The organism is Streptomyces sp. NRRL WC-3626, from assembly GCF_000718785.1.
Classification (GTDB): Bacteria; Actinomycetota; Actinomycetes; order Streptomycetales; family Streptomycetaceae; genus Streptomyces; species Streptomyces edwardsiae.
In genome coordinates, this window is record NZ_JOCA01000001.1 from 188629 (window position 1) to 212752 (window position 24124).

At 72.0% G+C, this 24124-nt stretch carries 19 protein-coding genes; 10 read left to right on the plus strand and 9 right to left on the minus strand.

Annotation, left to right across the window (positions count from 1 at the left end):
* Positions 1 to 6: 6 nt before the first annotated feature.
* Complete coding sequence (locus IF28_RS0100850) at positions 7 to 1749, minus strand: pyruvate dehydrogenase (protein WP_030212235.1); 1743 nt, start codon at positions 1747 to 1749, stop codon at positions 7 to 9.
* Positions 1750 to 1815: 66 nt separating this feature from the next.
* Entirely contained in the window at positions 1816 to 3267 is a 1452-nt protein-coding gene (locus IF28_RS0100855; protein ID WP_030212238.1) for a protein phosphatase 2C domain-containing protein, read from the minus strand.
* Between the two features lie 147 nt (positions 3268 to 3414).
* Between IF28_RS0100855 and IF28_RS0100860 the strand changes: the two genes are divergently transcribed.
* Complete coding sequence (locus IF28_RS0100860) at positions 3415 to 3897, plus strand: DUF456 domain-containing protein (protein WP_030212241.1); 483 nt, start codon at positions 3415 to 3417, stop codon at positions 3895 to 3897.
* A 6-nt stretch (positions 3898 to 3903) separates the two neighbouring features.
* On the opposite strand, the gene IF28_RS0100865 is transcribed toward IF28_RS0100860, so the two are convergent.
* The 5 genes from IF28_RS0100865 to IF28_RS0100885 all read right to left on the minus strand — a co-directional run bounded on the left by IF28_RS0100865 (position 3904) and on the right by IF28_RS0100885 (position 10213).
* On the minus strand, positions 3904 to 4395 hold the full coding sequence (locus IF28_RS0100865; protein WP_030212244.1) for a methylated-DNA--[protein]-cysteine S-methyltransferase: 492 nt from the start codon (positions 4393 to 4395) through the stop codon (positions 3904 to 3906).
* A gap of 3 nt (positions 4396 to 4398) precedes the next feature.
* On the minus strand, positions 4399 to 5769 hold the full coding sequence (locus IF28_RS0100870) for a DNA-3-methyladenine glycosylase 2 family protein (protein WP_030212247.1): 1371 nt from the start codon (positions 5767 to 5769) through the stop codon (positions 4399 to 4401).
* Positions 5770 to 5824: 55 nt separating this feature from the next.
* Complete coding sequence (gene rsgA / locus IF28_RS0100875) at positions 5825 to 6922, minus strand: ribosome small subunit-dependent GTPase A (protein ID WP_030212250.1); 1098 nt, start codon at positions 6920 to 6922, stop codon at positions 5825 to 5827.
* 255 nt (positions 6923 to 7177) lie between these two features.
* Positions 7178 to 8659 (minus strand): cellulose-binding domain-containing protein, encoded by a 1482-nt coding sequence (locus tag IF28_RS0100880; RefSeq protein ID WP_030212253.1) that lies wholly within the window; start codon positions 8657 to 8659, stop codon positions 7178 to 7180.
* 231 nt (positions 8660 to 8890) lie between these two features.
* On the minus strand, positions 8891 to 10213 hold the full coding sequence (locus IF28_RS0100885) for a radical SAM protein (RefSeq protein WP_030212256.1): 1323 nt from the start codon (positions 10211 to 10213) through the stop codon (positions 8891 to 8893).
* A 155-nt stretch (positions 10214 to 10368) separates the two neighbouring features.
* Here IF28_RS0100885 and IF28_RS0100890 point away from each other — a divergent pair, with 155 nt between their 5' ends.
* From IF28_RS0100890 to IF28_RS0100930, 9 genes are all read left to right on the plus strand, one after another.
* On the plus strand, positions 10369 to 11625 hold the full coding sequence (locus tag IF28_RS0100890; protein ID WP_030212268.1) for a D-arabinono-1,4-lactone oxidase: 1257 nt from the start codon (positions 10369 to 10371) through the stop codon (positions 11623 to 11625).
* A 115-nt stretch (positions 11626 to 11740) separates the two neighbouring features.
* Entirely contained in the window at positions 11741 to 12967 is a 1227-nt protein-coding gene (locus IF28_RS0100895) for an ROK family transcriptional regulator (protein ID WP_030212271.1), read from the plus strand.
* Between the two features lie 162 nt (positions 12968 to 13129).
* Positions 13130 to 14398 carry an ABC transporter substrate-binding protein gene (locus IF28_RS0100900; RefSeq protein ID WP_030212274.1) on the plus strand — a complete coding sequence of 423 codons (1269 nt, stop codon included), beginning with the start codon at positions 13130 to 13132 and terminating at the stop codon, positions 14396 to 14398.
* A gap of 23 nt (positions 14399 to 14421) precedes the next feature.
* Positions 14422 to 15366 carry a carbohydrate ABC transporter permease gene (locus IF28_RS0100905; protein WP_030212277.1) on the plus strand — a complete coding sequence of 315 codons (945 nt, stop codon included), beginning with the start codon at positions 14422 to 14424 and terminating at the stop codon, positions 15364 to 15366.
* The gene (locus tag IF28_RS0100910; protein ID WP_030212280.1) at positions 15363 to 16220 is read left to right on the plus strand and encodes a carbohydrate ABC transporter permease; all 858 of its coding nucleotides are present in this window, start codon (positions 15363 to 15365) and stop codon (positions 16218 to 16220) included. Before IF28_RS0100905 ends, IF28_RS0100910 begins: the two co-directional genes overlap by 4 nt.
* Before the next feature lie 12 nt (positions 16221 to 16232).
* Positions 16233 to 19097 carry a glycoside hydrolase family 2 TIM barrel-domain containing protein gene (locus IF28_RS0100915; protein ID WP_030212283.1) on the plus strand — a complete coding sequence of 955 codons (2865 nt, stop codon included), beginning with the start codon at positions 16233 to 16235 and terminating at the stop codon, positions 19095 to 19097.
* 113 nt (positions 19098 to 19210) lie between these two features.
* Positions 19211 to 19789, plus strand: a complete 579-nt coding sequence (locus IF28_RS0100920) for a TetR/AcrR family transcriptional regulator (RefSeq protein ID WP_030212285.1) — start codon at positions 19211 to 19213, stop codon at positions 19787 to 19789.
* 189 nt (positions 19790 to 19978) lie between these two features.
* Entirely contained in the window at positions 19979 to 21274 is a 1296-nt protein-coding gene (locus IF28_RS39635) for a hypothetical protein (protein ID WP_234324823.1), read from the plus strand.
* Positions 21275 to 21292: 18 nt separating this feature from the next.
* Positions 21293 to 22018, plus strand: a complete 726-nt coding sequence (locus tag IF28_RS0100930) for a hypothetical protein (protein ID WP_030212291.1) — start codon at positions 21293 to 21295, stop codon at positions 22016 to 22018.
* Here the strand turns inward: IF28_RS0100930 and IF28_RS0100935 are convergent.
* Together IF28_RS0100935 and IF28_RS0100940 are read right to left on the minus strand one after the other, a co-directional pair.
* Entirely contained in the window at positions 22005 to 22424 is a 420-nt protein-coding gene (locus IF28_RS0100935; RefSeq protein ID WP_406710875.1) for an NUDIX hydrolase, read from the minus strand. The genes IF28_RS0100930 and IF28_RS0100935 overlap by 14 nt on opposite strands.
* A gap of 289 nt (positions 22425 to 22713) precedes the next feature.
* The gene (locus IF28_RS0100940; protein ID WP_030212297.1) at positions 22714 to 24123 is read right to left on the minus strand and encodes an RICIN domain-containing protein; all 1410 of its coding nucleotides are present in this window, start codon (positions 24121 to 24123) and stop codon (positions 22714 to 22716) included.
* Position 24124: the final 1 nt, after the last annotated feature.

Sequence of the window (24124 nt, forward strand, 5' to 3'; positions counted from 1 at the left end):
ACGCCCTTACGGACGGGGCACGTTGCGCAGGTTGGAGCGGGCCATCTGGAGCATCCGGCCGACGCCCCCGTCCAGCACCATCTTGGAGGCGGACAGCGCGAACCCGGTCACCATCTCCGCGCTGATCTTCGGCGGGATGGACAGCGCGTTGGGGTCCGTGACGACGTCGACGAGGGCCGGGCCCTTGTGCTTGAACGCCGACTTGAGCGCGCCCGCGAGTTCCTTCGGCTTCTCCACCCGCACCCCGTAGGCGCCGCACGCGCGGGCGACGGCGGCGAAGTCGGTGTGCTTCATGGCGGTGCCGTGCGAGGGCAGTCCGGCGACCAGCATCTCCAACTCGACCATGCTGAGCGAGGAGTTGTTGAACAGGACCACCTTCACCGGCAGGTCGTACTGCACGAGGGTGAGGAAGTCGCCCATCAGCATGCTGAATCCGCCGTCGCCCGACATCGACACGACCTGCCGGCCCCGGTCGGTGAACTGCGCCCCGATCGCCATCGGCAACGCGTTCGCCATCGAGCCGTGGGAGAACGAACCGATCACCCGGCGGCGCCCGTTGGGGGTGATGTAGCGGGCCGCCCAGACATTGCACATACCGGTGTCGACGGTGAACACGGCGTCTTCGGCGGCGAGTTCGTCCAGTACGGAGGCCACGTACTCGGGATGGATCGGCACATGCTTCTCCACCTTGCGCGTGTACGCCTTCACCACCCCCTCCAGCGCGTCCGCGTGCTTCTTCAGCATCCGGTCGAGGAACTTGCGCTTGTCCTTGGTGCGCACCCGGGGGGTGAGACAGCGCAGCGTCTCCTTCACATCGCCCCACACGGCGAGGTCGAGCTTGGAGCGCCGGCCGAGGATCTCGGGCCGCACATCGACCTGGACGATCTTCACGTCGCCGGGGAGGAAGGCGTTGTAGGGGAAGTCGGTGCCGAGCAGGATCAGCAGGTCGCACTCGTGGGTGGCCTCGTAGGCGGCGCCGTAGCCGAGCAGTCCGCTCATGCCGACGTCGTACGGGTTGTCGTACTGGATCCACTCCTTGCCGCGCAGGGCGTGACCGACCGGGGACTTGATCTTCTGGGCGAACTCCATGACCTCGGCGTGCGCGCCCTTGGTGCCGGCGCCGCAGAACAGGGTGACCTTCTCGGCCTCGTCGATCATGTCGACGAGGCGGTCGATCTCGGCGTCGCCGGGGCGGACCGTGGGCCGGGAGGTGACGAGGGCGGTCTCCGCGGGATTCTCGGGGGCGGCGTGGTCGGCGATGTCGCCGGGGAGGGTGACGACGCTGACGCCGGAGCGGCCGATGGCGTGCTGGATGGCGGTGTCCACCAGCCGGGGCATCTGCTTCGGGCTGGAGATCATCTCGCTGTAGTGGCTGCACTCGCGGAACAGCTGCTCGGGATGGGTCTCCTGGAAGTAGCCGAGGCCGATCTCGCTGGACGGGATGTGCGAGGCGAGGGCGAGGACGGGGGCCATGGAGCGGTGGGCGTCGTACAGCCCGTTGATGAGGTGGAGGTTTCCGGGCCCGCAGGAGCCGGCGCAGGCGCCCAGCCTGCCGGTGATCTGGGCCTCGGCGCCGGCGGCGAAGGCGGCGGTCTCCTCGTGGCGTACGTGGATCCAGTCGATGGCGGAGTTGCGGCGGACGGCGTCGACGACGGGGTTGAGGCTGTCGCCGACGACGCCGTACAGGCGTTTGACTCCCGCGCGGGTGAGGAGGTCGACGAACTGCTCCGCGACATTCTGTTTGGCCATGTCTTCCGTCTGCCCCTCGGGTGTCGAAGATGCCTGACGGGTTCCATGAATTCACACCGGGCGCGCTCACGCCTCCCAGACGGCAGCGGCCGTACGGTCGTCCGCGTACCCCTTGACCCGTACCTGGGTGTCGGCGAGGAACGCCGCGAGGCCGGGCGGTTCGGGGCGGGACCACCGGTCGGCGAGGTGGGCGAGGAGTGCCGGTTCGCCGCGCAGGGGGTCGGCGAGGCCGGTGCCGCACATCAGCAGGGTGTCACCCGGGCGGGCGACCGAGGTGCGGAAGCGGAAGGGTTCGCGGGGCGGCTCGGGGGCGGGTTCGTACGGGCTCGGGGGTGTGGGGATGCCCAGGTCCATGGTGAGGCGGTCGCCGTCGGGGGTCTCGGCGGGCGGCGAGCCGAAACCGACCACGGGTTCGCCCCTGGCCTCGGTGGTCCCGGGTTCGATGTCCTGCCAGGCGCCGTCCCGCAGCCGGAACAGTCCGCCGGGGCCGACCCCGAAGAAGACCCGGGTACGGCACTCGGGGTCGGCGGGCAGCAGGAGACAGCGCAGGGTGGCCGCGTAGAGGTCGGGTTCGAGGCCCTGTTCGGCGGCACTGGCGCGGAGGCGGCCGAGGCTGCGGTCGGTGAGGCGGTGCAGGCCCGACTTGAGGTCGCCGCGCCGGGCGGCCCCGATGTCGTCGGCGAGGCGCGCGTGGCTGCGGCCCACCGCCGCGCCGATCCACCGGCAGGCCTCGGCGGCGGCCCGGTGCGCGCCGGGGGAGGTACGGACACCGGTCGCCAGCGCCACGAGGACGAGGGCCTGCTCCCCCGTGCCGAACCGGGCGGTCAGCAGCGCGTCGCGGCGGAGTTCGCCCCGGTAGCGGGCGGAGTCCCCGCGTACGGAGGCGGCGCGCAGGGTGCAGGCCCCGTACCGGGCGCCGTCCAGCACGGTGTCGGACACCAGGCCGTCCAGTGCGCCGGGGTCGGCCGGCGGGAGGGCGGTGGGCTCGGGGTCGTAGGTGGGCGGCCGGGAGCCGACGTGGGCGCGGGACGGGAGCGGGCCGGGGGGCGGTTCCATGCGCGTGGTGCGGGCGGCGGGCGGGCGCGCGGTCGTGGGGGTCCAGGAGCCGAAGGCCGCGCCGGAGGTGGGGGCGGCCGGAGGAGGGCTCACCTGTCCCGCGGGCGGGGCGGTGGCGGGTGGCCGCTCGGGCGGCCGGGGAGCGGCCGGAGGCGGCTGCTCGGGCGGCCGGGGAGCCGTCGGAGGCGAGGCCCCCGTCGACGGCCCGGAGGTCTCCGGCCCCCGGGGCGGCGGCTCCCAGGGGACGCGGGGCGGGGCCCCGCCCGGCCGGGGATCCGGAATGGCCGGAGTGACGGGTAAGCCGGCCGGGGCCGGGCCGCCCAGCGTGCCCGACGCCGACGCGAAGCGGTCGTCCAGGGAGTCGGGCGCCGGTACGGGACCCGTGTCGTCGGTGGCGTCGTCGTACAGCTGCCCCCACCAGTCGTCCTCGGGACCGGTGGGCGTTCCCCCCTGCTGGCTCATGCCCTCAATTGTCCACCGCGCGGGCCGCTTGGAAACGGGGCATCGGGAAAATCCCCGTCCCGCGCCACTCCCGGGACGGCTGTTGACGGGAGGTGACCGGGCACGTTCCGTTCTGCGCCGCTGCCCGGACTCCTGCACCCTGGACAGATGGGAGCCTGGGACCTCCTGCTCACCGGACTGGTGCTCCTGCTCGGACTGTGGGGAGTGCTGGTGCCAGGGGTGCCCGGGTCCTGGCTGGTGTGGGCCGGGGTGCTGTGGTGGGCGCTGAAGGATCCGCGGCCCGTCGCGTGGTGGGTGTGCGTGGGGGCGACCGTGGTGCTGTTCCTGTCGCAGGTGGTGCGCTGGGCGCTGCCGCCACGCCGGCTCCGGGAGGCCGGCGTCGACGGGCGGCTGCTGACGTACGCGGGCTGCGGCTCGTTCGCCGGGTTCGTGCTGCTGCCCGTGCTCGGCGCCGTCCCGGGTTTCCTCGCCGGGGTGTATCTGGGCGAGCGGCTGCGGCTGGGACGGCGGCGCGAGGCGGTGGCGGCGCTGTGGACGGTGATGCGTTCGGGCGGCTGGGGCCTGCTGACGGAGCTGTTCACCTGCCAGCTGATCACGGCGGCGTGGCTGGGCGCGGTGTTCTGGGGCTGACCGCTCTCAGGCGGGCAGCACGCCCTCGCGCGTGAGCAGCTGGACCTTGCGCTCCAGGCCGCCGGCGTACCCGGTCAGCGAGCCGTCGGCGCCGATCACCCGGTGGCAGGGGCGCAGGATGAGCAGCGGGTTCGCGCCGATCGCGCCCCCGACGGCCCGTACGGCGGCCCTCGGCGCGCCGATCCGCGCGGCGATCTCGCCGTACGAGACGGTCGCCCCGTAGGGGACGTCGTCGAGGGCGGCCCACACCTTCTCCCGGAACGGTGTGCCGGTGGCGTGCAGGGCCAGCCGGAACTCCTTGAGGTCGCCGGCGAAGTACGCGGTGAGCTGCCGTTCGGCCTCGCGGAACGGCCCGGGGTCGCGCCGCCAGTCGCCGGCCGGGGTGCGTCCGCCCTTCTGCCCGGGGACGGACAGCGACGTCAGTGCGCCGTCCGGGGCGGCGGTGAGCAGCAGCGGCCCGACGGGGCTGTCCACGCTCGTCCAGTAGGTGGTCTCCATGATCTACTCCAACTCCCCTGCGGCGCGCAGGTGGTTCAGGGCGTACGAGCGCCAGGGACGCCAGCTGTCGGGAACGGCGGGTCCGGGCGGGGCCACGTCCGGGTCGCCGAGGGCGCGGGTGCGGATCGCGGCGATCGTACGGGCGTCGAGGCCGGGGACGGCGGCCAGTGCGGTCCGGGCGTCGTCCCGGTCGGCGCCGGGTCCGAGGCGTACGGTGCCGTCGGCGAGGGCGGTGGTGAGCGCGCCCGGGGTGCCGTCGGGTTCGGCCTCGGCGAGGACGTCGGCCTCGGGGAACAGATGGGTGAGGCCGTGGCAGGGGGCGTCGAGCCGCTTGCCGTACGCCTGGACGAGCCGGGCGGCCTCGTCGCGGCCCACCAGCGCGCGTACCGCCAGTTCGGCGGGGTCGGCGGTGCCGGGTGAGCGCAGTCCCGGCCGGGCGGCGACCAGCGGGGCGAGCCGGGTGTCGGCGCCGAGGCGTTCGTCGACGGCGTACGGGTCGGCGTCCAGGTCGAAGAGCCGCCGCAGCCGGTGTACGGCGGTGGTCAGGTCGCGGGGGTCGGTGAGGTGGAGGCGGGTGTCGAGCCAGCCGCCGGGCCTGCCGCGCGGCTCGTCGACGGCGGCGATGCCGGTGCCGTAGGGCAGCCGGAGCGTCCGCCGGTAGGTGCGGGTGCCGGGAGCGCCGGTCATCTCCTCGACGCCGGGTACCGTCTCGCGTTCCAGCAGGTCGAAGACGGGTCCGGCCTGGTAGGGGCCGCGGTGGGCGAGCCGCAGGGGGATTCCGGCGGAGGGCGTGGCGGTGCGCGCCCGGCCGCTGCGGGGTGCGGTGGCGCGCAGCTCGCTGGGGGTGGTCGCGTAGACGGCCCGTACGGTGTCGTTGAACTGCCGCACGCTGGCGAATCCGGCGGCGAAGGCGATCTGCGTGACCGGCAGGTCGGTGGTCTGGAGCAGGACGCGTGCGGCGTGCGCCCGCTGGGCGCGGGCGAGGGCGACGGGTCCGACGCCGAGTTCGCCGGTGAGCTGGCGCTGCACCTGGCGGGCGCTGTAGCCGAGCCGGGCGGCGAGTCCGGCGACGCCGTCGCGGTCGACGACGCCGTCGGCGATCATCCGCATGGCCCGGCCGACGACGTCGGCCCGTACGTTCCACTCGGCGGAGCCGGGCACGGCGTCCGGGCGGCAGCGCCGGCAGGCGCGGAACCCGGAGCCCTGCGCGGCGGCGGCGGTCGCGTAGAAGCTCACGTTGTGCCGCTTGGGGGTGACGGCGGGGCAGCTGGGCCGGCAGTAGATGCCGGTCGTCCGCACGGCGAAGAAGAACGCCCCGTCGAACCTGGCGTCCCGGCTGCGCACCGCCTCGTACCTGCTGTCCTCGTCCTTCATGCCGTCCAGTCTCCGCCACCCGGGAGGCCCCGGCTGGCGGAAATCGGACGTGACGCTAGGAGTGGCGTCCCCGCTTGGCCTCCATCGCCGCCTTGCCGATGGCGCCCTTGCGCTTCCAGTCCTTGCGGATCTCCGCGCGGAGCCGGGCGTCGGTCTTGGCGACGATGTACTGGTTCTCCCGGAGCAGCTTGCGGTAGCTGTCCAGGCGGCGCTGCGGGAGGTCACCGGTCTCGATGGCGTCGAGGACGGCGCAGCCCGGTTCGCTCTCGTGGGCGCAGTCGTGGAAGCGGCAGTTCCCGGCGAGTTCCTCGATCTCGGCGAAGACCTGGCCGACCCCGGTGCCGGCGTCCCACAGGCCGACGCCCCGCAGGCCCGGGGTGTCGATGAGGACTCCCCCGCCGGGCAGGGCCAGCAGGTTGCGGGTGGTCGTGGTGTGGCGGCCCTTGCCGTCGACGTCCCGGATGGCCTGTACGTCCATGACGTCCTCGCCGAGGAGCGCGTTGGCCAGGGTGGACTTGCCGGCGCCGGACTGCCCGAGCAGTACCGAGGTGCCGCCGGCCGTGATCGCGGCGAGGACGTCGAGTCCGTCGCCGTCCCGGGCGCTGACGGGGAGCACGGCCACGCCGGGCGCGCTGGTCTCCACGTCCTGGACGAGGTGGGCGCGGGTGACCGCGTCCGGCACGAGGTCGGCCTTGGTGAGGACGACCACGGGCTGGGCCCCGGACTCCCAGGCGAGCGCGAGGAAGCGTTCGATCCGGGCCAGGTCGAGTTCGGCAGCAAGCGAGACGGCCACGACGGCGTGGTCGACGTTGGCGGCGAGGATCTGTCCCTCGGACCGCTTGGAGGAGGTGGACCGTACGAAGGCGGTACGGCGGGGCAGATACGCGCGGACGTAGCGCGGGTGCCCTCCTGGTTCGACGGCGACCCAGTCGCCCGTGCAGACGACCCGCAGGGGGTCGTGCGGGGTGACGAAGGCGGTGTCGGCGCGCAGGGTGCCGCCGGGGGTGAGGACGTCGCACTGGCCGCGGTCGACCCGGAGCACCCGGCCGGGCAGCAGCCCTTCCGCGGCGTAGGGGGCGAACGCGTCCGCCCAGGCGTCGTCCCAGCCGTAAGGGGTGAGTACGGAGGAAACGGAGGTGGAGCTGGAAGTCAAGGGGGTGACCCTTCGGGTGGGTGGCCCCGGCGGGCGCGCTCAGGCGCGCGGACATGGGTTCAGCCGGTGGCCACGGAGGTGGACGTGACGGGTTCCTGAATGCGGGCAGCGCCCAGCGCAGTGACAGCCATCGGTCGACACCTCCTCACTCCACGAAGTTCCGGTACGGCGGCACGCGGCCGCCGTGTGGTTCTGTGATCCGCGGTCACAGTAGCCCGCGACCGCCCCGGCCCGTCAACCGGTTTTTTCCGGCGCTCACACCGGCGCGCAGGTACGGCCGTTGAGGGTGAAGCCGGACGGCGGGTGGTTCGTCCCGTTCCGGGAGGCGAGGAAGCCGAAGGCGAGTTTCCCGCCGGCGGCGACCGACCGGTTGTAGTCGGCGGCGGTGGCGGTGACCCGGGTGCCGTCCTGGTCGGACGAGGCGTCCCACATCTGGGTGACGCGCTGGCCGTCGGGGAAGGTGAAGCCGACGCGCCAGGAGTCGAGGGGGTCGCGGGTGGTGACGGTGACGGTGGCCTGGAAGCCGTCGGGCCACTCGTTGACCACGTCGTAGTCGGCGCGGCAGGCGGCCGGTTCGCCGCGGGCGGTGGTCGCGGGCGCGGCGGAGGCGGAGTGGGTGCCCTGGGGTTCGGGGTCGGGGTCCTCGGGGGCGGGGTTCTCCGGGTCCGGGGTGCGCTCGGCGGACGGGGTCGCGGAGGCGGACGGGGTGGCGAGGGAGCCCGTGGGGGCGGAGGGCAGGGAGGGGCCGGGGTCGGCCACCGGCTGCTCCTCGGCTTCGGGGCGTTCGGCTCTCTCGTCGGCCCTGTCGCCGAACGGCATCAGGGAGACCACGAGCGCGAGCAGGGACACCAGGAGGGCGGCGACCAGCGGGCCGTGCCGGCCGAGCCGGCCGCGGGGCCCGGCGTCCGCCGGTTGGCCGCCGTCGGTGTCGGCCGGGTCCGGGCGGCCGGCCCCGAGCCGTGCCTCGGCGGCGCGGCGGCGGCGTTCCAGATAGGCGAGGCCGCCCCAGCCGATCACTCCGCCGGTGAGCGCGCCGGGCAGTCCGCCGCCGTGCAGGCGAAGGCAGGCGGCGGCCTCGGCGCACCGGTGGCAGGTGGCGAGATGGCGGGAGAGGTCGTCGGGGGCGTCCGCTGCGGGCGAGCGGGTGACGGCGTCGAGGAGCCGGGCGTAGCTGCGGCACTCGGCGTCCAGCGGGGAGTCGATGTGGTTGCGGTGGCAGCGGTCCCGGAACAGGCGGCCCACCTGGGCGAGTTCGTCGGCGGCGGTGGCCGGGTCGAGGCCGAGCCGGCGGGCCACGAGGGGCAGCGGGAGGGACTCCGCCTCGGCCAGCCAGAGGAGTTCGGCGTCCGCGGGCTGCAGATCGCGCAGTCCGCGCAGGGCGACCGGGCGTTCCAGGGGCGGGCCGGTGTAGCGGGCGGCCTGCTCGGAGTGGAGCCACAGCCGCAGATCGGGGTCGAGCTTGTGGCCCTGTCCCGCCTCCTCCCAGGCGGCGGCGGTGCTGCGGACGGCGGTCAGTAGCAGGGGGATCCGGGGCAGCCGGGAGGAACGGCGGCTGCGGACGGTGGCCGACTCCGCCTCGCGCAGTTCCCGTATGCCCTGCGCGAAGGCCTCGCGGGCGAGTTCGGCCGCGGCGGCGGAACCGGCTGTGCACAGGTCGGCGTAGGAGAGCGCCGCGTCCCAGCACTCGGTGAACAGCGCCGCCTCGGCGGCGCCTTGAGGGCTCGGCAGGTCGGGCATGAGACTCCCGCATCACGAACGAGGTCAACTTGCCATCGTGGCAATAAAGTTGGGGGAAACCTCGCGGCAGTGGCAGAGCTTTTCACGACCCCGCTACAAATGACAAGCGCTTCCCTCACTTTGTGTGGCGGCATGGCCACACCTCGCAGGGGCCGTACGCGGGGAGATACGCGCCGAGGACCGGAACGTCTCAGTTCCGGTCCTCCGCGTCGTGCGCCGTGCTCCGCCGGCTCAGACCGTCCCGGCGGGCTCCTGGGCGGGGAGGCTGTCCATGAAGGAGCTGACGGAGAACACCGCGTTGCCGGGTCCGGGCGGGCCGTAGCCGGGGGGCGAGGTGAGGCCGAAGTCCTCCATGGTCTGCCGGTAGGCCTGCAGCAGCCGGATGTGGTACTCCAGCGGCGCGCCCTGCGGGTTGGCCTTGCCGAGCGGGGTGGTGGGCTCCGGGCACCAGGTGGTGAAGCGGGGCGTGATGCCGTGCGACATGAAGAAGCGCAGGCCCTCGGTGGTGGAGTCGATGGCCTCGTCGACGGTCTTGAAACCGAAGGGCTCGGCCATCTCGACACCGGCGACGAAGTTGGGAATCACGTTGCGCGCGCCGAAGATGTCCGCGGAGTCCAGGATGCGCTTGTGCCACTCGTCACGGCCGACGTACCGCTCCTTGCCGGGGCAGTACATCTTGAACAGGTACTCGTCCCACACCTCGTAGTTGGGATGGTAGATCTGCACGCCGTAGTCCTTGAAGCGCTGCACGTCGTCCTTGGGCAGCGCCTGGGCGACGACCTTGCCGATCCAGCGGCCCGGGAAGTGCTCCTCGATGGCCTTGGCGTAGCGCCCGTAGAAGTCCGCCTCGTCCAGGCCCTGGACCTTCGACGTGATCGCGCCGCCGGTGAGCGTGTAGGCGGTGGACGTCTTCGCCGTGTCGTACGTGTTGATGATGTCCAGCGCCTCGAGGACCTCGTCGACGTCCTTCACGCCCGTGTACGGACGGCCCGCCGCCTTGTGCTGGCGCCAGTTGTGGTTGATGTCGCAGTACTGGCACTCCTCCTTGGCGCCGAAGTACTGGCAGACCCGGAACGCGGTGAGGTAGATCAGGTAGCCCCACTGGATGGTCGGGGCCACCTCCATGACCGACTTCCCGTTGGCGAGCTTGTGCCGGTAGTACTCCGGCATGGGCGGCACGCCGACGTCGGAGATCCGCTTGCCGTCGAGGTAGAGGCCGAGCCGGCCGTGCTCGTCGGAGGCGACGCGGTACGGGGAGGCCGGGTTCACGCGTACGGACACCACCGTACGGCGCAGGTCGTAGGGGCCTCCGGTGAGGATGATCTCCTCCGGCGGACGGCGCAGCGCGGCCTCGCCCAGCTCCGGCAGGGTGCCGTGGTCGAAGGAGAAGATGAAGTAGGACTTCGGTTTGACCTCGCCGTCCTCGTTGTCGCTGAGCGCGGAGGGGTCGAAGGCCACACCGCCGCGCAGCAGGTCCTCCTTGAACACGGCTTCGCGCGGCACATGGGGGAACCGCTCCATCAGATCCTCGACCAGCGCGGTGCGGCTGCCCATCGAAGTGTCTCCTCCCGGTTCGGACGTACGACTCCTCACGGTATGCCCCCGCGAGGAGATCCGGGGTGCCGGGTCCCCCCACGTGGCGTGGACCACTCCCGGGATAGGTTCCGGCGGGGGACCTTTTCGGTCCCGATCGTCAGGAAGGACGAGCGATGGCCGAGACCGTGACCAACTGGGCGGGCAACATCACGTACGCCGCCAAGGAGCTGCACCGCCCGCACAGCCTGAGCGCGCTGCGGAACCTGGTGGCCGGGAGCTCACGGGTCAGGGTCCTGGGCAGCGGGCACTCCTTCAACGCGATCGCGGAGCCCGGCGCGGACGGCGTGCTGCTCTCCCTCGACGCGCTGGCGCCGGAGATCGACGTGGACACCACCGCCCGGACGGTACGGGTCGGGGGCGGTGTGCGTTACGCGGAGCTGGCGCGCGTGGTGCACCGGCACGGGCTGGCGCTGGGGAACATGGCGTCGCTGCCGCACATCTCGGTGGCCGGCTCCGTCGCCACCGGCACCCACGGTTCCGGTGTGGGCAACGGGCCGCTGGCCTCGTCGGTGCGCGCTGTGGAGATCGTGGTGGCGGACGGTTCGCCCGTGCGGTTCACCCGGGGCGTGACGAACCGTTTCGGCGGTGTGGTCACCTCACTGGGCGCCCTGGGCGTCGTCACCGCGCTCACCCTCGATCTGGAACCCGCCTACGAGGTCGAGCAGCACGTGTTCACCGAGATGCCCCTGGAGGGGCTGGATCAGGCCACGTTCGAGACGGTGATGTCGGCGGCGTACAGCGTCAGCCTGTTCACCGACTGGCGGGCGCCGGGCTTCCGTCAGGTGTGGCTGAAGCGGCGCACCGACCGGCCGCTGCCGGACTTCCCCTGGGCGGCCCCGGCGACGGAGAAGATGCACCCGGTGCCGGGTATGCCGGCGGTGAACTGCACGGAGCAGTTCGGGGTGGCGGGTCCCTGGCACGAGCGGCTGCCGCACTTCCGGGCGGAGTTCACCCCGAGCAGCGGCGCGGAATTGCAGTCGGAGTATCTGCTGCCACGCGAGTCGGCGGTGGCCGCGCTGCACGCGCTGGACGGCATCCGGGAGACGCTCGCCCCCGTGCTGCAGACCTGCGAGGTGCGTACGGTCGCCGCCGACGAGCAGTGGCTGAGCCCCTCCTACGGCCGGGACACGGTGGCCCTCCACTTCACCTGGACCGAGGACACCGGGACGGTGCTGCCCGTGGTGCGGCGGCTGGAGGAGGCACTGGCGCCGTTCGACCCCCGCCCGCACTGGGGGAAGGTGTTCACCACCCCGGCGGCCGGGCTGCGCGCCCGCTACCCGCGCCTGGACGACTTCCGGGACACCGTCGAGGACCTGGACCCGCGGGGCACCTTCTCCAACACCTTCGTACGGGACGTGCTCGGCCACTGACCGGACTTCGTCCAGCCCCTTTCCTAACCCCTTGTCGAAAGCTTCGCCCGCGCCATAGCCTTGCCGCGCGCCGGTGCCCGTCGGCGCGGCCCGGCAGGGATGGGGGCAGCTGACGGTGAAGCGCACATCGCGGGACATCCGCACGGCCAACCGCTATCAGGTGCTGCGCCAGATCATCGCCGCGTCACCGACCTCCCGGCAGGAGCTGGCGGCCGCCACCGGTCTCAGTCTCGCGACCGTCGCCACCCTGGTCGGCGAGCTGCTGGACCTCGGCATGATCACCGAGGTCGGCTTCGAGGAGTCGGCCGGCGGCCGTCCCCGGGGGCTGGTGGCGGTCAACGCGCCGGGCGGCGCGCTGATCGGGGTGGATCTCGCCGAGACCTATGTCCGGGTCGAGCTGTTCGACCTCGCGCTGAACGTGCTGGCCCGCACCGAGGAGCCCGTGCGCCCCGGCGAGAGCCGGCCCGAGCGGGTCGTGGGGCATGTGGCGACGGCGGTGGGGGCGGTGGTCGCGCAGGCCGGGGTGGAGAGCGCGCGGGTGCTCGGGGTCGGGGTGAGCGTGCCGGGCCAGGTGGACCGGGACACCGGGGTCTGCGCGTACGCGCCGAACTGGGACTGGCACGACGTGCCGCTGCTCGATCTGCTCACCGGCCACATCGCCTACCCCCTGTATCTGGACAACCCGTTGCGGGCCTGCGCGGTGGCCGAGCTGTGGTTCGGGGCGGCGCGCGGGCACGGGGACGCGGTGGTGGTGAACCTCGGGACCGGGGTGGGCGCGGGCCTGGTGCTGGGCGGCGCGGTGCACCGGGGGGTGAGCAACAGCGCCGGCGAATGGGGGCACACCACGCTGGTCCTGGACGGACGTCCCTGCCACTGCGGCAACCGGGGCTGTGTGGAGACGTACACCGGCGCGCCGGGGATCATGCTGAATCTGCGGGAGCTGAGCCCGGACGGTCCGCTGCTGCGGGCCGACGACCAGACGGCCACCATCGACGCCCTCGCCCGCGGCGTCGGGGACGGCGATCCGGTGGCACTGAAGGTGCTGGGGCACACCGCCCGCTATCTCGGTGCCGGGATCGCCGATCTGATCAACCTGTTCAACCCCGAGGTGGTCGTGCTCAGCAGCTGGGTCGCGGCCGCGTTCGGCGAGCCCCTGCTCGACGAGGTGCGTACGGCCGTCACCCGGCACGCGCTGCGCCGCCCGCTGGCCGCCACCCGGATCGTCCTCTCCCCAATCCCGACCGACCCGGTGTGTCTGGGCGCGGCGACGTTCGCGCTGGAGGGCGCCCTGCAGTCCGCGGGGAAGCGCGCCAGGAGCCGTACCGCCGGCGGTCGCCGGTAACTGCCGCCCCGCGTCCGTTCGTCATCACGAACGGCGCACAACGCTTCGCACCGACTTTGTCCAACCCCTTGCCGAAGTATTTGCCGAAGGTTAACGTCCCGCGCACCGCAAGTCCTTGAGCGCCAACCCGCCGACCGCCGCACTCGAGACAAGGACGTCGCCATGCCGGATTCGGGCAACAGCAGCTGGGACCGTCGATCAGCACTCCGCGCCGCGCTCGGCCTCGCCGCCGCGGGCGGACTGGCCGCCTGTGGCGGCAACAACGGGCGCGGGGGCGGGGGTTCGGGATCGGGCACGAGCCTGGTCCAGTACTTCCACGCGTACGGCGAGGCCGGCACCGAGCAGGCGATCAAGCGGTACGCGAAGGCGTACGAGGACGCGAACGTGTCCACGCAGTGGATCACGGGCTCCAACTTCGAGAGCAAGCTGTTCGCGTCGCTGCTCACCGACAAGGCGCCGGACGTCTTCGAGTTCCATCCGCAGATCCAGCTGGTCAAGAGCGGCCAGGTCGCCGATCTGACCGAGCTGATCGACCCGGTGAAGGACGACTTCAACCCGGCGGACATCCAGTCGCACACCGTCGACGGGAAGATCTACGGCGTCCGTATGATCGACGACCCGCAGTTCTTCTTCTACCGCAAGTCGCTGTTCGACAAGGCCGGCGTCGGCATCCCGCGGACGCTGGACGAACTGGTCGCGGCAGCGGCGGAGTTGACCACCGACAAGGTCAAGGGCATCTACCTCGGCAACACCCTGCACTCGATCGTCAATCCGCTGATCTGGGCGTCGGGCGCCGAGACCCTGGACGAGAACAACGAGATCGCCTATCACACGGACGGTGTCGTCGGCGGCTTCCGCACCCTGCGCACGCTGTTCACCAGCGGCGATCTGCTGCTCGACGCGCCGACCGACTTCTGGGACCCCTCCGCCCTCAACCAGGGGCTCACCGCGATCCAGTGGTGCGGCATGTGGGCCATGCCGCAGATGCAGCAGGCGCTCGGCGACGACCTGGGGATCTTCCCTTTCCCCAAGGTCACCGACGCGGGCAGGCAGACCGTGTACAACGGCGGCTGGTCGATGTTCGTCAACGCCAAGGGCAAGAACGTCGAGGCGGCCAAGGAGTATGTGAAGTGGCTGTGGATCGACCGGAAGGAGTACCAGGAGGACTGGGCGCTCTCCTACGGCTTCCACATCCCGCCGCGCACCTCGCTCGCCGAGTCCGCGGACAAGCTGAAGTCGGGTCTGCCCGCCGAAGGGGTGCGGCTGTTCAACGAGTTCGGGCACTTCGACAACATCGGCTGGACCCAGGCGATGATCACCGCCCTGGAGGACGTCCTCGCCAACTGTGTCCGCAAGGGCGGTGACCCGGAGGCCGAACTCGGCAAGGCCGACGGGAAGGTCAACCGCGAACTCGACAAGCTCTTCGGCTAGGCCGGCGGACGGGCGGTCACACGATGCCGACGACCACCACCCGCCAGGTCAGCGCCCCGGCCAGGTCGCGGCGGGGGCTGCGGGCGCGCAGCACCCTCGCCTTCTGGCTGTTCACCGGCCCCTTCCTCATCGGCCTGCTGATCTTCGTCTACGTCCCCATCCTCTGGAGCGCCTGGCTGTCGTTCTTCGAGGCCCGCTTCACCGTCACGCCCAGCGATTTCGTCGGCTTCGAGAACTACCGGACGATGCTGACGGACGAGGACTTCATGGGCTCCCTCGTCACCTTCACCGTCTTCGCGGTGATCATCGTCCCGACCACCTGGGCGCTGTCCCTGGCGCTCGCGCTCGCGGTGAACCGGCTGCGGTTCATGCGGGCGTTCTTCCGGTCGGTGTTCTTCCTGCCGACGGCGGTGAGCTATGTCGCCGCCTCGCTGATCTGGAAGATGTCCATCTTCAACGGTGTGCGCTTCGGGCTCGCCAACACCGTCCTCGGCTGGTTCGGCGCCGACGGCACGGCCTGGCTGGCGAGCCCCGACCCGCCCTGGTACTGGCTGGTCATCGTCACCGTACGGCTGTGGCTGCAGGCCGGGTTCTACATGATCCTGTTCCTGGCGGCGCTGCAGAACATCCCGCCGGAGCTGTACGAGGCGGCGGCCATCGACGGGGCGCGGCCCGGCTGGCAGACGTTCCGGTACATCACCCTGCCGCAGCTGCGGGCGACCTCGACGGCGGTGATCCTGCTGCTGCTCGTCGCGGCGTACCAGGCGTTCGACGAGTTCTTCAATCTGCTGTCGAAGACGACGTGGGGGCGTCCACCGCTGGTCGAGCTGTACTACAAGGCGCTGGGCGAGAACCAGGACTACGGCGCCGGCAGCGCGGGCGCGCTGATCCTGACGCTGCTGATCTGTCTGGTGACGCTGCTCCAGGGCCGGATCATGGGCTTCGGCAGGGCGGAGGGCTCCAAGTGACCACCGGGACTTCGCGCCGGGGCCGGCGGGGGAACGTGCTCGGCTCGGCCGGCCTGTACGCGGCCACGAGCGTCGCCGCGTTCCTCTTCCTCGTGCCCTTCTATCTGATCGTGCGCAACGCGCTGTCCACCGATGCGGAGATCACCGGCGAGGACTGGCAGTTCTTCCCCGGCGACATCCAATGGGGCAACGTCACCGAGCCGTTCGACGATCCGACGGTCGACTTCGCCCGCTCGCTGTGGAATTCGGCGGTGGTGGGCGTGGCGCACACCGTCGGCACGCTGCTGGTGTGCTCGCTCGCCGGATACGGGCTGGCCCGCATCCCCTACCGGCACGCGAACAAGGTGTTCTACGCCGTGCTGGTGACCCTGATGGTGCCGACGGCCGTCACCTTCGTGCCCAGTTTCGTGCTGGTCTCCTCGCTGGGCTGGGTGGACAGTTACCGGGGTCTGATCATTCCGGGGCTCTTCAGTGGTTTCACCTGCTTCCTGTTCCGGCAGTACTTCCTGGGGTTCCCGAGAGAGCTGGAGGAGGCGGCGCGGGTGGACGGGCTCGGATACTGGGGCGCGTACTGGCGGGTCGTCGTGCCGAACTCGCTGAACTTCTTCGCCGCCATCGCCACGATCACCTTCATCAGCGGCTGGAACTCCTTCCTGTGGCCGCTGGTCATCGGGCAGGACCCGAGCGCCTGGACGGTCCAGGTGGCCCTCTCCTCGTACATGACCAACCAGACCGTCAACTTCCATCTGATCTTCATGGCCACGGCCATATCCATCCTCCCCCTGGTCTGTGTCTTCCTGTTCCTCCAGCGCTGGCTGGTGCAGGGCATCGCCCAGACCGGGATCAAGGGCTGAGCTAGGAGACACATGACACCGCGCACCACCCCGGCCACCGGCTATGTCGAGGACGTATCCCCCGGCCGCGGGACCCTTCCCCCGCGTGCCTGGTACGCGTCCTCCGACGCGGCCTCCCTGTCCCTGAACGGCGGCTGGCGGCTGCGGGTGTCGCCGACCGCCGACGCCGAGGACGACGCGTTCGCCGAGCCCGGGTTCGACGCGGGGAGCTGGGCGGAGGTGACCGTGCCCGGCCACTGGGTCCTGCAGGGCCATGGCGCGCCCGTCTACACGAACCACCTGTACCCCTTTCCCGTCGACCCGCCGCGCGTGCCCGCCGAGAACCCGACCGGTGACCATCTGCGCGTCTTCGACCTGCCCGGCGACTGGCCGGACGGGGGCGATACGGTGCTCCGTTTCGACGGGGTGGAGTCCTGCGCGCGGGTCTGGCTGAACGGCACGGACATCGGGGAGTTCAAGGGCTCGCGACTGCCGCACGAGTTCGCGGTCGGCCATCTGCTGAAGCCGTCCGGGAACGTCCTCGCGGTCCGGGTGCACCAGTGGTCGGCGGGGTCGTATCTGGAGGACCAGGACCAGTGGTGGCTGCCCGGCATCTTCCGTGACGTGACGCTGCTGCACCGCCCGCCCGGCGCCGCGGGCGACTTCTTCGTGCACGCCTCCTACGACCATGTCACCGGCGCCGGCACCCTGCGCGTCGACTCCGGCGTCCCGGGCCGGGTGACCGTCCCGGAACTGGGCATCGACACCGGCACCGGTGAGGCGGTGACGCTCCCGGTCGAGCCGTGGACGGCCGAGACACCCCGGCTGTACGACGGCGTACTGGCCACCGCGGGCGAACGCGTCCCGGTGCGCGTGGGCTTCCGTACGGTCGTCGTCGAGGACGGCCTGATCAAGGTGAACGGCACGCCGCTGCTGTTCAAGGGCGTCAACCGGCACGAGTGGCACCCGCGCACGGGCCGCGCGCTGGACCTCGGCACCATGCGCGAGGACGTGCTGCTGATGAAGCGGCACAACCTCAACGCGGTCCGCACCTCGCACTATCCCCCGCACCCGGCCTTCCTGCGGCTGTGCGACGAGTACGGGCTGTGGGTGATCGACGAGTGCGATCTGGAGACCCACGGCTTCGTCGAGCAGGAGTGGCGGGACAACCCGGTCGACGACGACCGCTGGACCCCGGCCCTGCTGGACCGGGCGGAGCGCATGGTCGAGCGGGACAAGAACCATCCGTCGGTGGTGATGTGGTCCCTGGGCAACGAGGCCGGCACCGGACGCGGGCTGACCGCGATGGCCGAGTGGATCCACGGCCGGGACCCCTCCCGCCCGGTGCACTACGAGGGCGACACCGGCTGCCGTGACACGGACGTGTACTCGAGGATGTACCCGCCGCACGAGGAGGTCGAGCGGATCGGCCGGGGTCTGGACGGCGGCACCCACCGCCGGCGCGGACTCCCGCTGATCCTCTGCGAGTACGCGCACGCGATGGGCAACGGCCCCGGCGGACTCACCGAGTACCAGGAGCTGTTCGAGCGGTACGACCGGCTGCAGGGCGGCTTCGTCTGGGAGTGGATCGACCACGGCGTCGAGCATCCCGAGCTGGGCTTCGCCTACGGGGGCGACTTCGGGGAGGAGTTGCACGACGCCAACTTCGTCTGCGACGGACTGCTCCTCCCCGACCGCACGCCCTCACCGGGCCTGCGCGAGTACAAGAAGGTGATCGAGCCGGTCCGTATCGAGGCCGGCGACGCGGCCGGCACCGTACGGATCACCAACCGGTACGACTTCGCGGATCTGTCCGGGCTGGAGTTCGTGTTCTCCCACCAGGTGGACGGAATACCGACGGGCGCGCACCGGCTCACCGTGCCCGCGCTGGCCCCCGGCGAGTCGGCGGAGGTCAAGCTGCCCGGGGCGCCGGACGGCCGGGGCGAGGAGGTGCAGTGGACGGTGCAGGTGCTGCTCGCCGAGGACACACCGTGGGCCGGTCAGGGGCACGAGGTGGCATGGGGGCAGGGGACGGTGGCGCCCGGGGCCCCGCTGCCGGCGGCGGCCGGTGTGCGGCCCGCCGTGGACGGGGACCGGATCGCACTGGGCCCGGCGGAGTTCGACGCCCGCACGGGCGCGGTGCGTTCGCTCTCCGGAGTGCCGGTGAGGGATCTGCGGCTGGATGTGTGGCGGGCGACGACCGACAACGACGACGGGGCGTCCTGGCAGACGGACACCCGGTACGGGCCGCTCTGGCGGGAGTCGGGCCTGCACCGGATGCGGCACCGGCTGGACGCGGTCGAGACGGACGGTGACGCGCTGACCGTACGGACCCGGGTGGCGCCCGCCGGACGCGAGACGGGCCTGCGCACGGTGTACCGGTGGACCTCCGACGGCACCCGGGTGCGGCTGACCGTCTCGGTCGTGCCGGAGGGCGACTGGCGGGTGCCGCTGCCCCGGCTCGGCATCCGCTTCGGTCTCGCGGGCACGCCCGAGGACGCCGTCTTCTGGTACGGCGGCGGCAACGAGGCCTATCCGGACACCAGGGCCGCGTCCCGGGACCTGCTGTGGGACGCGAGCGTGGGAGAACTGCAGACGCCGTATGTGCGCCCGCAGGAGAACGGCGCCCACGCGGATGTGCGCTGGGCGGAGGTCGGCGGTCTCCGGGTCGACGGCGAACCGGAGTTCTGGTTCACGGTCAGGCCGTGGACCACCGAGCACCTGGACGCCGCCCGCCATCGCACCGACCTCGTGCCCGGCGACACGGTGTGGGTCCACCTCGACCACCGGCTGCACGGCATCGGGTCCCAGTCCTGCGGACCGGGCCCGCTGCCCCGGTACCACCTGTGGCCGGAGCCGGTGGAGTTCTCCTTCGTGTTCTCGCAGCCGCGCGACTGACCACCCCCGGTGGTCGACGGAAGGACGAACGGTGCGTACCCGGGGCACGGCGGCTCGCCCACACCTGATCGGTAGGCTGGGGCTTCCTGCTCAGGTCTGCCCCGGAGGCCGTCATTCCCCGCGCCGGACTCACCACCGACCGTCTGGTCGCGGCCGCCGCCGACCTGGCCGACGAGGCGGGCTACCAGAACGTCACGCTGTCCGCGCTGGCCCGGCGTTTCGGTGTGAAGGACGCGAGCCTGTACGCGCATGTGCGCGGGCTGCGGGATCTGCGCACCAGGATGGCGCTGCTCGCGGGCGGGGAGATGATCGACCGGATCGCGGCGGCGGTCGCCGGACGCACCGGCGGGGAGGCGCTGGCCGCGTTCGCCGACGCCTACCGGGAGTACGCCCTGGCCCACCCGGGCCGGTACGCGGCCACCCGGATCCCGCTGGACCAGTACCTGGTGGCGGACTCCCCCGCGCTGCGCCGCACCGCCGAGATCACCTACGGCATGCTCCGTGCCTACGACCTGGAGGAGCCGGACCTCACCGACGCCGTACGCCTGCTGCGCAGCACCTTCCACGGCTTCTGCGCGCTGGAGGCCCAGGGCGCGTTCGGCGATCCCCGTGAGGTGACGGCATCATGGAACAGGTCGATCGGGGCCCTGCATGTCGCGCTGCTGAACTGGCCCCGGGAGAAGGCGCGTTGACCTTCGGGTAAGTGGGCCGGGTGTGAGACGGCGATAACAGCGGTACGGACGTGGAGTCGGAGCCGGTCAGGCAGGAAGGGGGCGCGCGTTGTGTCCCAGCCACGCCTGAGGCGGCACCCCTTGGGCCCGGGAGGCCCCGACCCGGCGCCTCCCGGTCCGGGAGGCGGCCCCCCGCGTCCCGTGCGGTTCGTGGGCTGGCTCGGCGGTATCGGCTGCGCGGCCGCCGGGTACGGGGTGTTCCAGTTCCTGTTCCAGGTACTGCCCGACTCGCTGGACGGGGAGGCGGCGCGGTATCTGATCTCCACGGTGAGCGGCGTCGGCACCGGCCTCGCGGCCTGGCTGGCGGCGGCGCTAGTACGGGCCCGGACGGCCGAGCCCGCCGCCCCTGCCGTCCCGCCGGGGCCCGTCACCGGCCCGGCGCCGGGTCCGCTGCCCGAGGTCTTCGCCTCCGCCTACGACACCCTGGTCGCGCAGGTGGCGGTGGTGGACGACCCGGACCGGGGGCGGCTCACGGGCTGGTCGCACTCGCTGGGCGAGAGCGGTCCCGGGCGGCCGACGTCCGTGGGCACGTCGTACGGGCTGCAGACGCTGCTCGACCTGGGGATGACCGACGGCCGGCTGCGGCCGGGCGAACTCGTGGACACGCTGTGGCGGCTGCGGCTGCCGGACGGTGGCTGGTCGGCCCGGTCGCAGGGGGCGCAGGCACGCCCGGAGGTGACCGCGCTGGTGCTGGGCGCGCTCGCCCGCGCGGGGGTGTCGCCCGACCGGCTCGCGCAGGAGGTGGACCGCTGCACGACCGCGTTCACACGTGAACGGGACCGTGCCGGGCGGGAGTCGACGCATGTGGTGACGACGGTGCTGCGCGGGCTGCTGCGCGCGGCGCCCGGCAGCGACGCCCTGTCGCCGCTGCGTGAGGTCCTCGTCGACGGGGCGATCAGCGACCGGGGCCGGGAGCATCTGCGCTGCTGGGGCTACCGCCTGGACCCGCCGTACGGGCCGCCGTCGCCGCTGCACACCGCGCAGGCGGTGGTCGCGCTGGAGCGTGCCGGACGGGTCCTGGGCGAGAACGCGGGGGTACGGGCCGCCCGGGAGGACGGCGTGCGCTGGCTGTTGTCCTGCCCCGGCGCCGCGCACCATTCCTGCCCGGACCTGGAGAACCTGCGCGAGGAGGTGCGCCGGCCCCGCCCGGACGACCCCGCCCACCACGAGGTCCTGAACGTACGGCACTTCACCGCGACCTGGATCCTGCGGGCCCTGCTCTCCCGGGGCGCGCTGGAGGTCGCCCGCCAGGACGGCCTCGAGGGGACGTGGCGGGAGCTGGCGGACGGGGCCGCCGCGGCGGTGCGGGCGGGGCAGCGGGACGGCATCTGGACCTGGGGCCGGGGCGACAGCACCGAGCTGCGGCACCCGATGTGGATGACGTACCAGGGTCTGTCGGCGCTGCGGGCACACGCCCTGTGGAGCTACCGGCCGAACGACCGTTGAATCGAAGGGGTGGAGTGCGTGGGGGGACGGCACGTGGCGGCGGCGCGGCGGTTACTGACGCGGACGCTGGACGGTGGGCTGCCGGAACGGGAGCAGGTGTCCGCGGCGGGCGCGGTGGTCGCCGAACTGGGTTCGCCCGAGCGGCTGTCGGAGCTCGTCGGTGAACTGGTCCGCGGGGAGGGCGATCCGAAGGGCTGTGCCCGGCTGTCGTACCGGCACGTGCTGGGCTTCGACAAGCTGTTGCTGATCGACGCCGGTCCGCGGCACATGCTGCGCGTGCATCTGTGGCACGCGGGCGCGGGCGGTACCGGCCGGGAGGACATCCACAACCACCGCTCGGCGCTGGCCTCGCACATCGTACGGGGGCGGCTGTGCATGGAGTTGTACGAGACGGGCGGCGGTGACGGTTTCGAGGCCGAGCGGTACGAGGAGTCCCTGGCGGACGGGTCCGCGGACTGGCTGCTGACCCCGGCGGGTCCGGCGCGGCTGCGGCTGGCGCACACCGGCCGTTATGCGGCGGGGAGCACGTACGCCCTGCCGGCGCACACCCTGCATCGCGCGTGGTGCGACACTCCGGTGCCGACGGTGACCCTGTTCCTGGAGACGGGGGCCGAGCGGCGGCGGCACACCGATGTGTTCACCGCGGCGGGCCCGCACGCGGGCGCGGTGCCGAAGCAGCCGCTGGACGTGCCCGGCTATCTGACCGCGCTGAACGGTCTGGCGGAGCTGCTCAGGAGTCCGTGAGGGCCTGGCGTACGACGTCGAGGTTGTAGGCGTCGATGTCGACGCCGGTCAGCTCGGAGGGATACAGCCAGGCGTGGGTCTGGTCGGGGAGGGGGAGGGTGACGCGGTCGGTGAGCGGGCGGACCAGGAAGTTGTCCTGCCAGTTCTTCGTCTCCTGGCCGCGGTAGTCGCTGACGAAGGAGGACTCGCCGACCTTGCGGACGATCTCGCCGAGCAGGCCGGTCTCCTCCTTCAGCTCGCGCAGGGCGCCGTCCCGGGGGTCCTCGCCGGGTTCCAGCTTGCCGCAGGGGACGCCCCAGACCCGGGGGAGGAACTTCTCGGTCCCGCTGCGGCGGACCAGGAGGATGCGGCCCTTGTCGTCCCTCACGACGGCGGCGGCCAGCCGTTTCTCACCGGGGGGCTCCATGTCCATGGTTCCTCGGTTCCTCGCCGGAGATGAGTCCAAAGGGTCTGATACCCGCGAAAAGGCCGACTGTACCAAGCTTTTTTCGCCCCCGCCGCCCCTGCCCGTCCCGACCTGGGGCTCCGCCCCAGACCCCGCTCCTCAAACGCCGGAGGGGCTGAACGCAGCCCCCGGGGACGTGGCGTCACAGGCGCAGGCCTGGGACGCCCCGGTTCCGGACGGGGCGCCCCAGGGGTTCATCCCACCCCGAGTGTGCCATCGAGCACCAGATGCCGGGGCACCTTGTTTGATCTCATGTCCCGCGAGTCCACTGCTGGTTGGTGCCTCCGGTGCAGGTGTACGTGATGATCGCGGCGGAGTTGGCCGTGGATGCCCCGTTCACGTCGAGGCACTCCCCGGTGGCGCGGGACCTCACGTTCACGTACGAGCCCGTCGTGGTGAGCGACCACTGCTGGCTCGTCGCGGAGGTGTCGCAGTTCTCCTGTGTGACGGTGCTCGCGTTCTCCCGCACGCACAAGCTGCTGCCCCGGACCATGAGTTGGTAGTAACCACTTCCGACGGACTTGAACCAGAATTTCTGATTCCCGCCGCCGTTGCAGTCGTACTGCTTGATCTGCGCGCCCGCCCACAGCGACTGACCGGTCACGTCGGCGCACCTGCCGCTGTGCCGGGCGATCAGTGTGTTGTACGGGGCGGACGTACCGCCGGCCGTCCCGGCGGCCGTGTCGATGGTCAGCTCCGGGGACCAGGACATGGACAGGGACGTCGACGACGGGAAGGTCAGCGGCAGCCATACGTACCGGGAGTCGTTGACGGTCCCGCCGAAGGAGTTGCCCCAGCGGTCGCCGAGATACAGGTACGCGGTGCCCGACGTGCCCTGCACCGGCAGCACGTACGCGGTCTGCGAGCCGTAGGCGGTGGAGTCGCCGACGTTGCTCATCGCCGACCAGGGGCCCGAGAGGCTGGTGGCGGTGGCGTACTGCTGCTGGTTGGGGCTCCAGCCGGTGGCACCCGACGTCAGCATGAAGTAGACGCCGTTGCGCTTGAACAGGGCCGGGGCCTCGCGGTGACCGCCGGGCCAGGGGTTGGCGACGAGGCTCGCGATGCCGGTGTAGTCGGCGGTGAGCCGGTAGATGTGCAGGTCGTAGTTCTCGCGGGCGGCGGAGACCATGTAGCCGGCGCCGTCGGTGTCCGTGAACACGGTGATGTCGCGGGACATGTGCTGTCCCAGCGGCCGGAAGCTGCCCCGCCAGGTGTAGTTCCCGTCCACGGTGTCGGAGACGGCCACGGCGGCGCGGGCCTCGCCGTAGTCGCTGCCGTTCTCCTTGTGCATCCACATCACGAACTGGCCGGTGGACGCGTTGTACATGACCTTGGGCCGTTCGATGTTGGCGGTGGCGAGTTCGGAGTGGCTGTTCTCGGTGAGGACGTGGTTGCGGAACTCCCAGTTCTTCAGGTCGGTGGAACGGTAGGCGTCGACGTAGCGGAAGGTGTTGTCGGCGTTGCGGTGCTCGCCGAACCAGTAGTAGTAGGCGCCGACTTTGAGGACACCGCCCCCGTGGGCGTGTACGGGACCGCCCGAACCGTCCGTGAACTGGACGCCGTTGGCGACGGTCTGCGGGGCGGCCTGGGCGGGCGCGGTGACCAGGGCGCCGGCGAGCGCGAGACAGAGGGTGAGCAGTAACGCGTAGGCCCGTCTCATG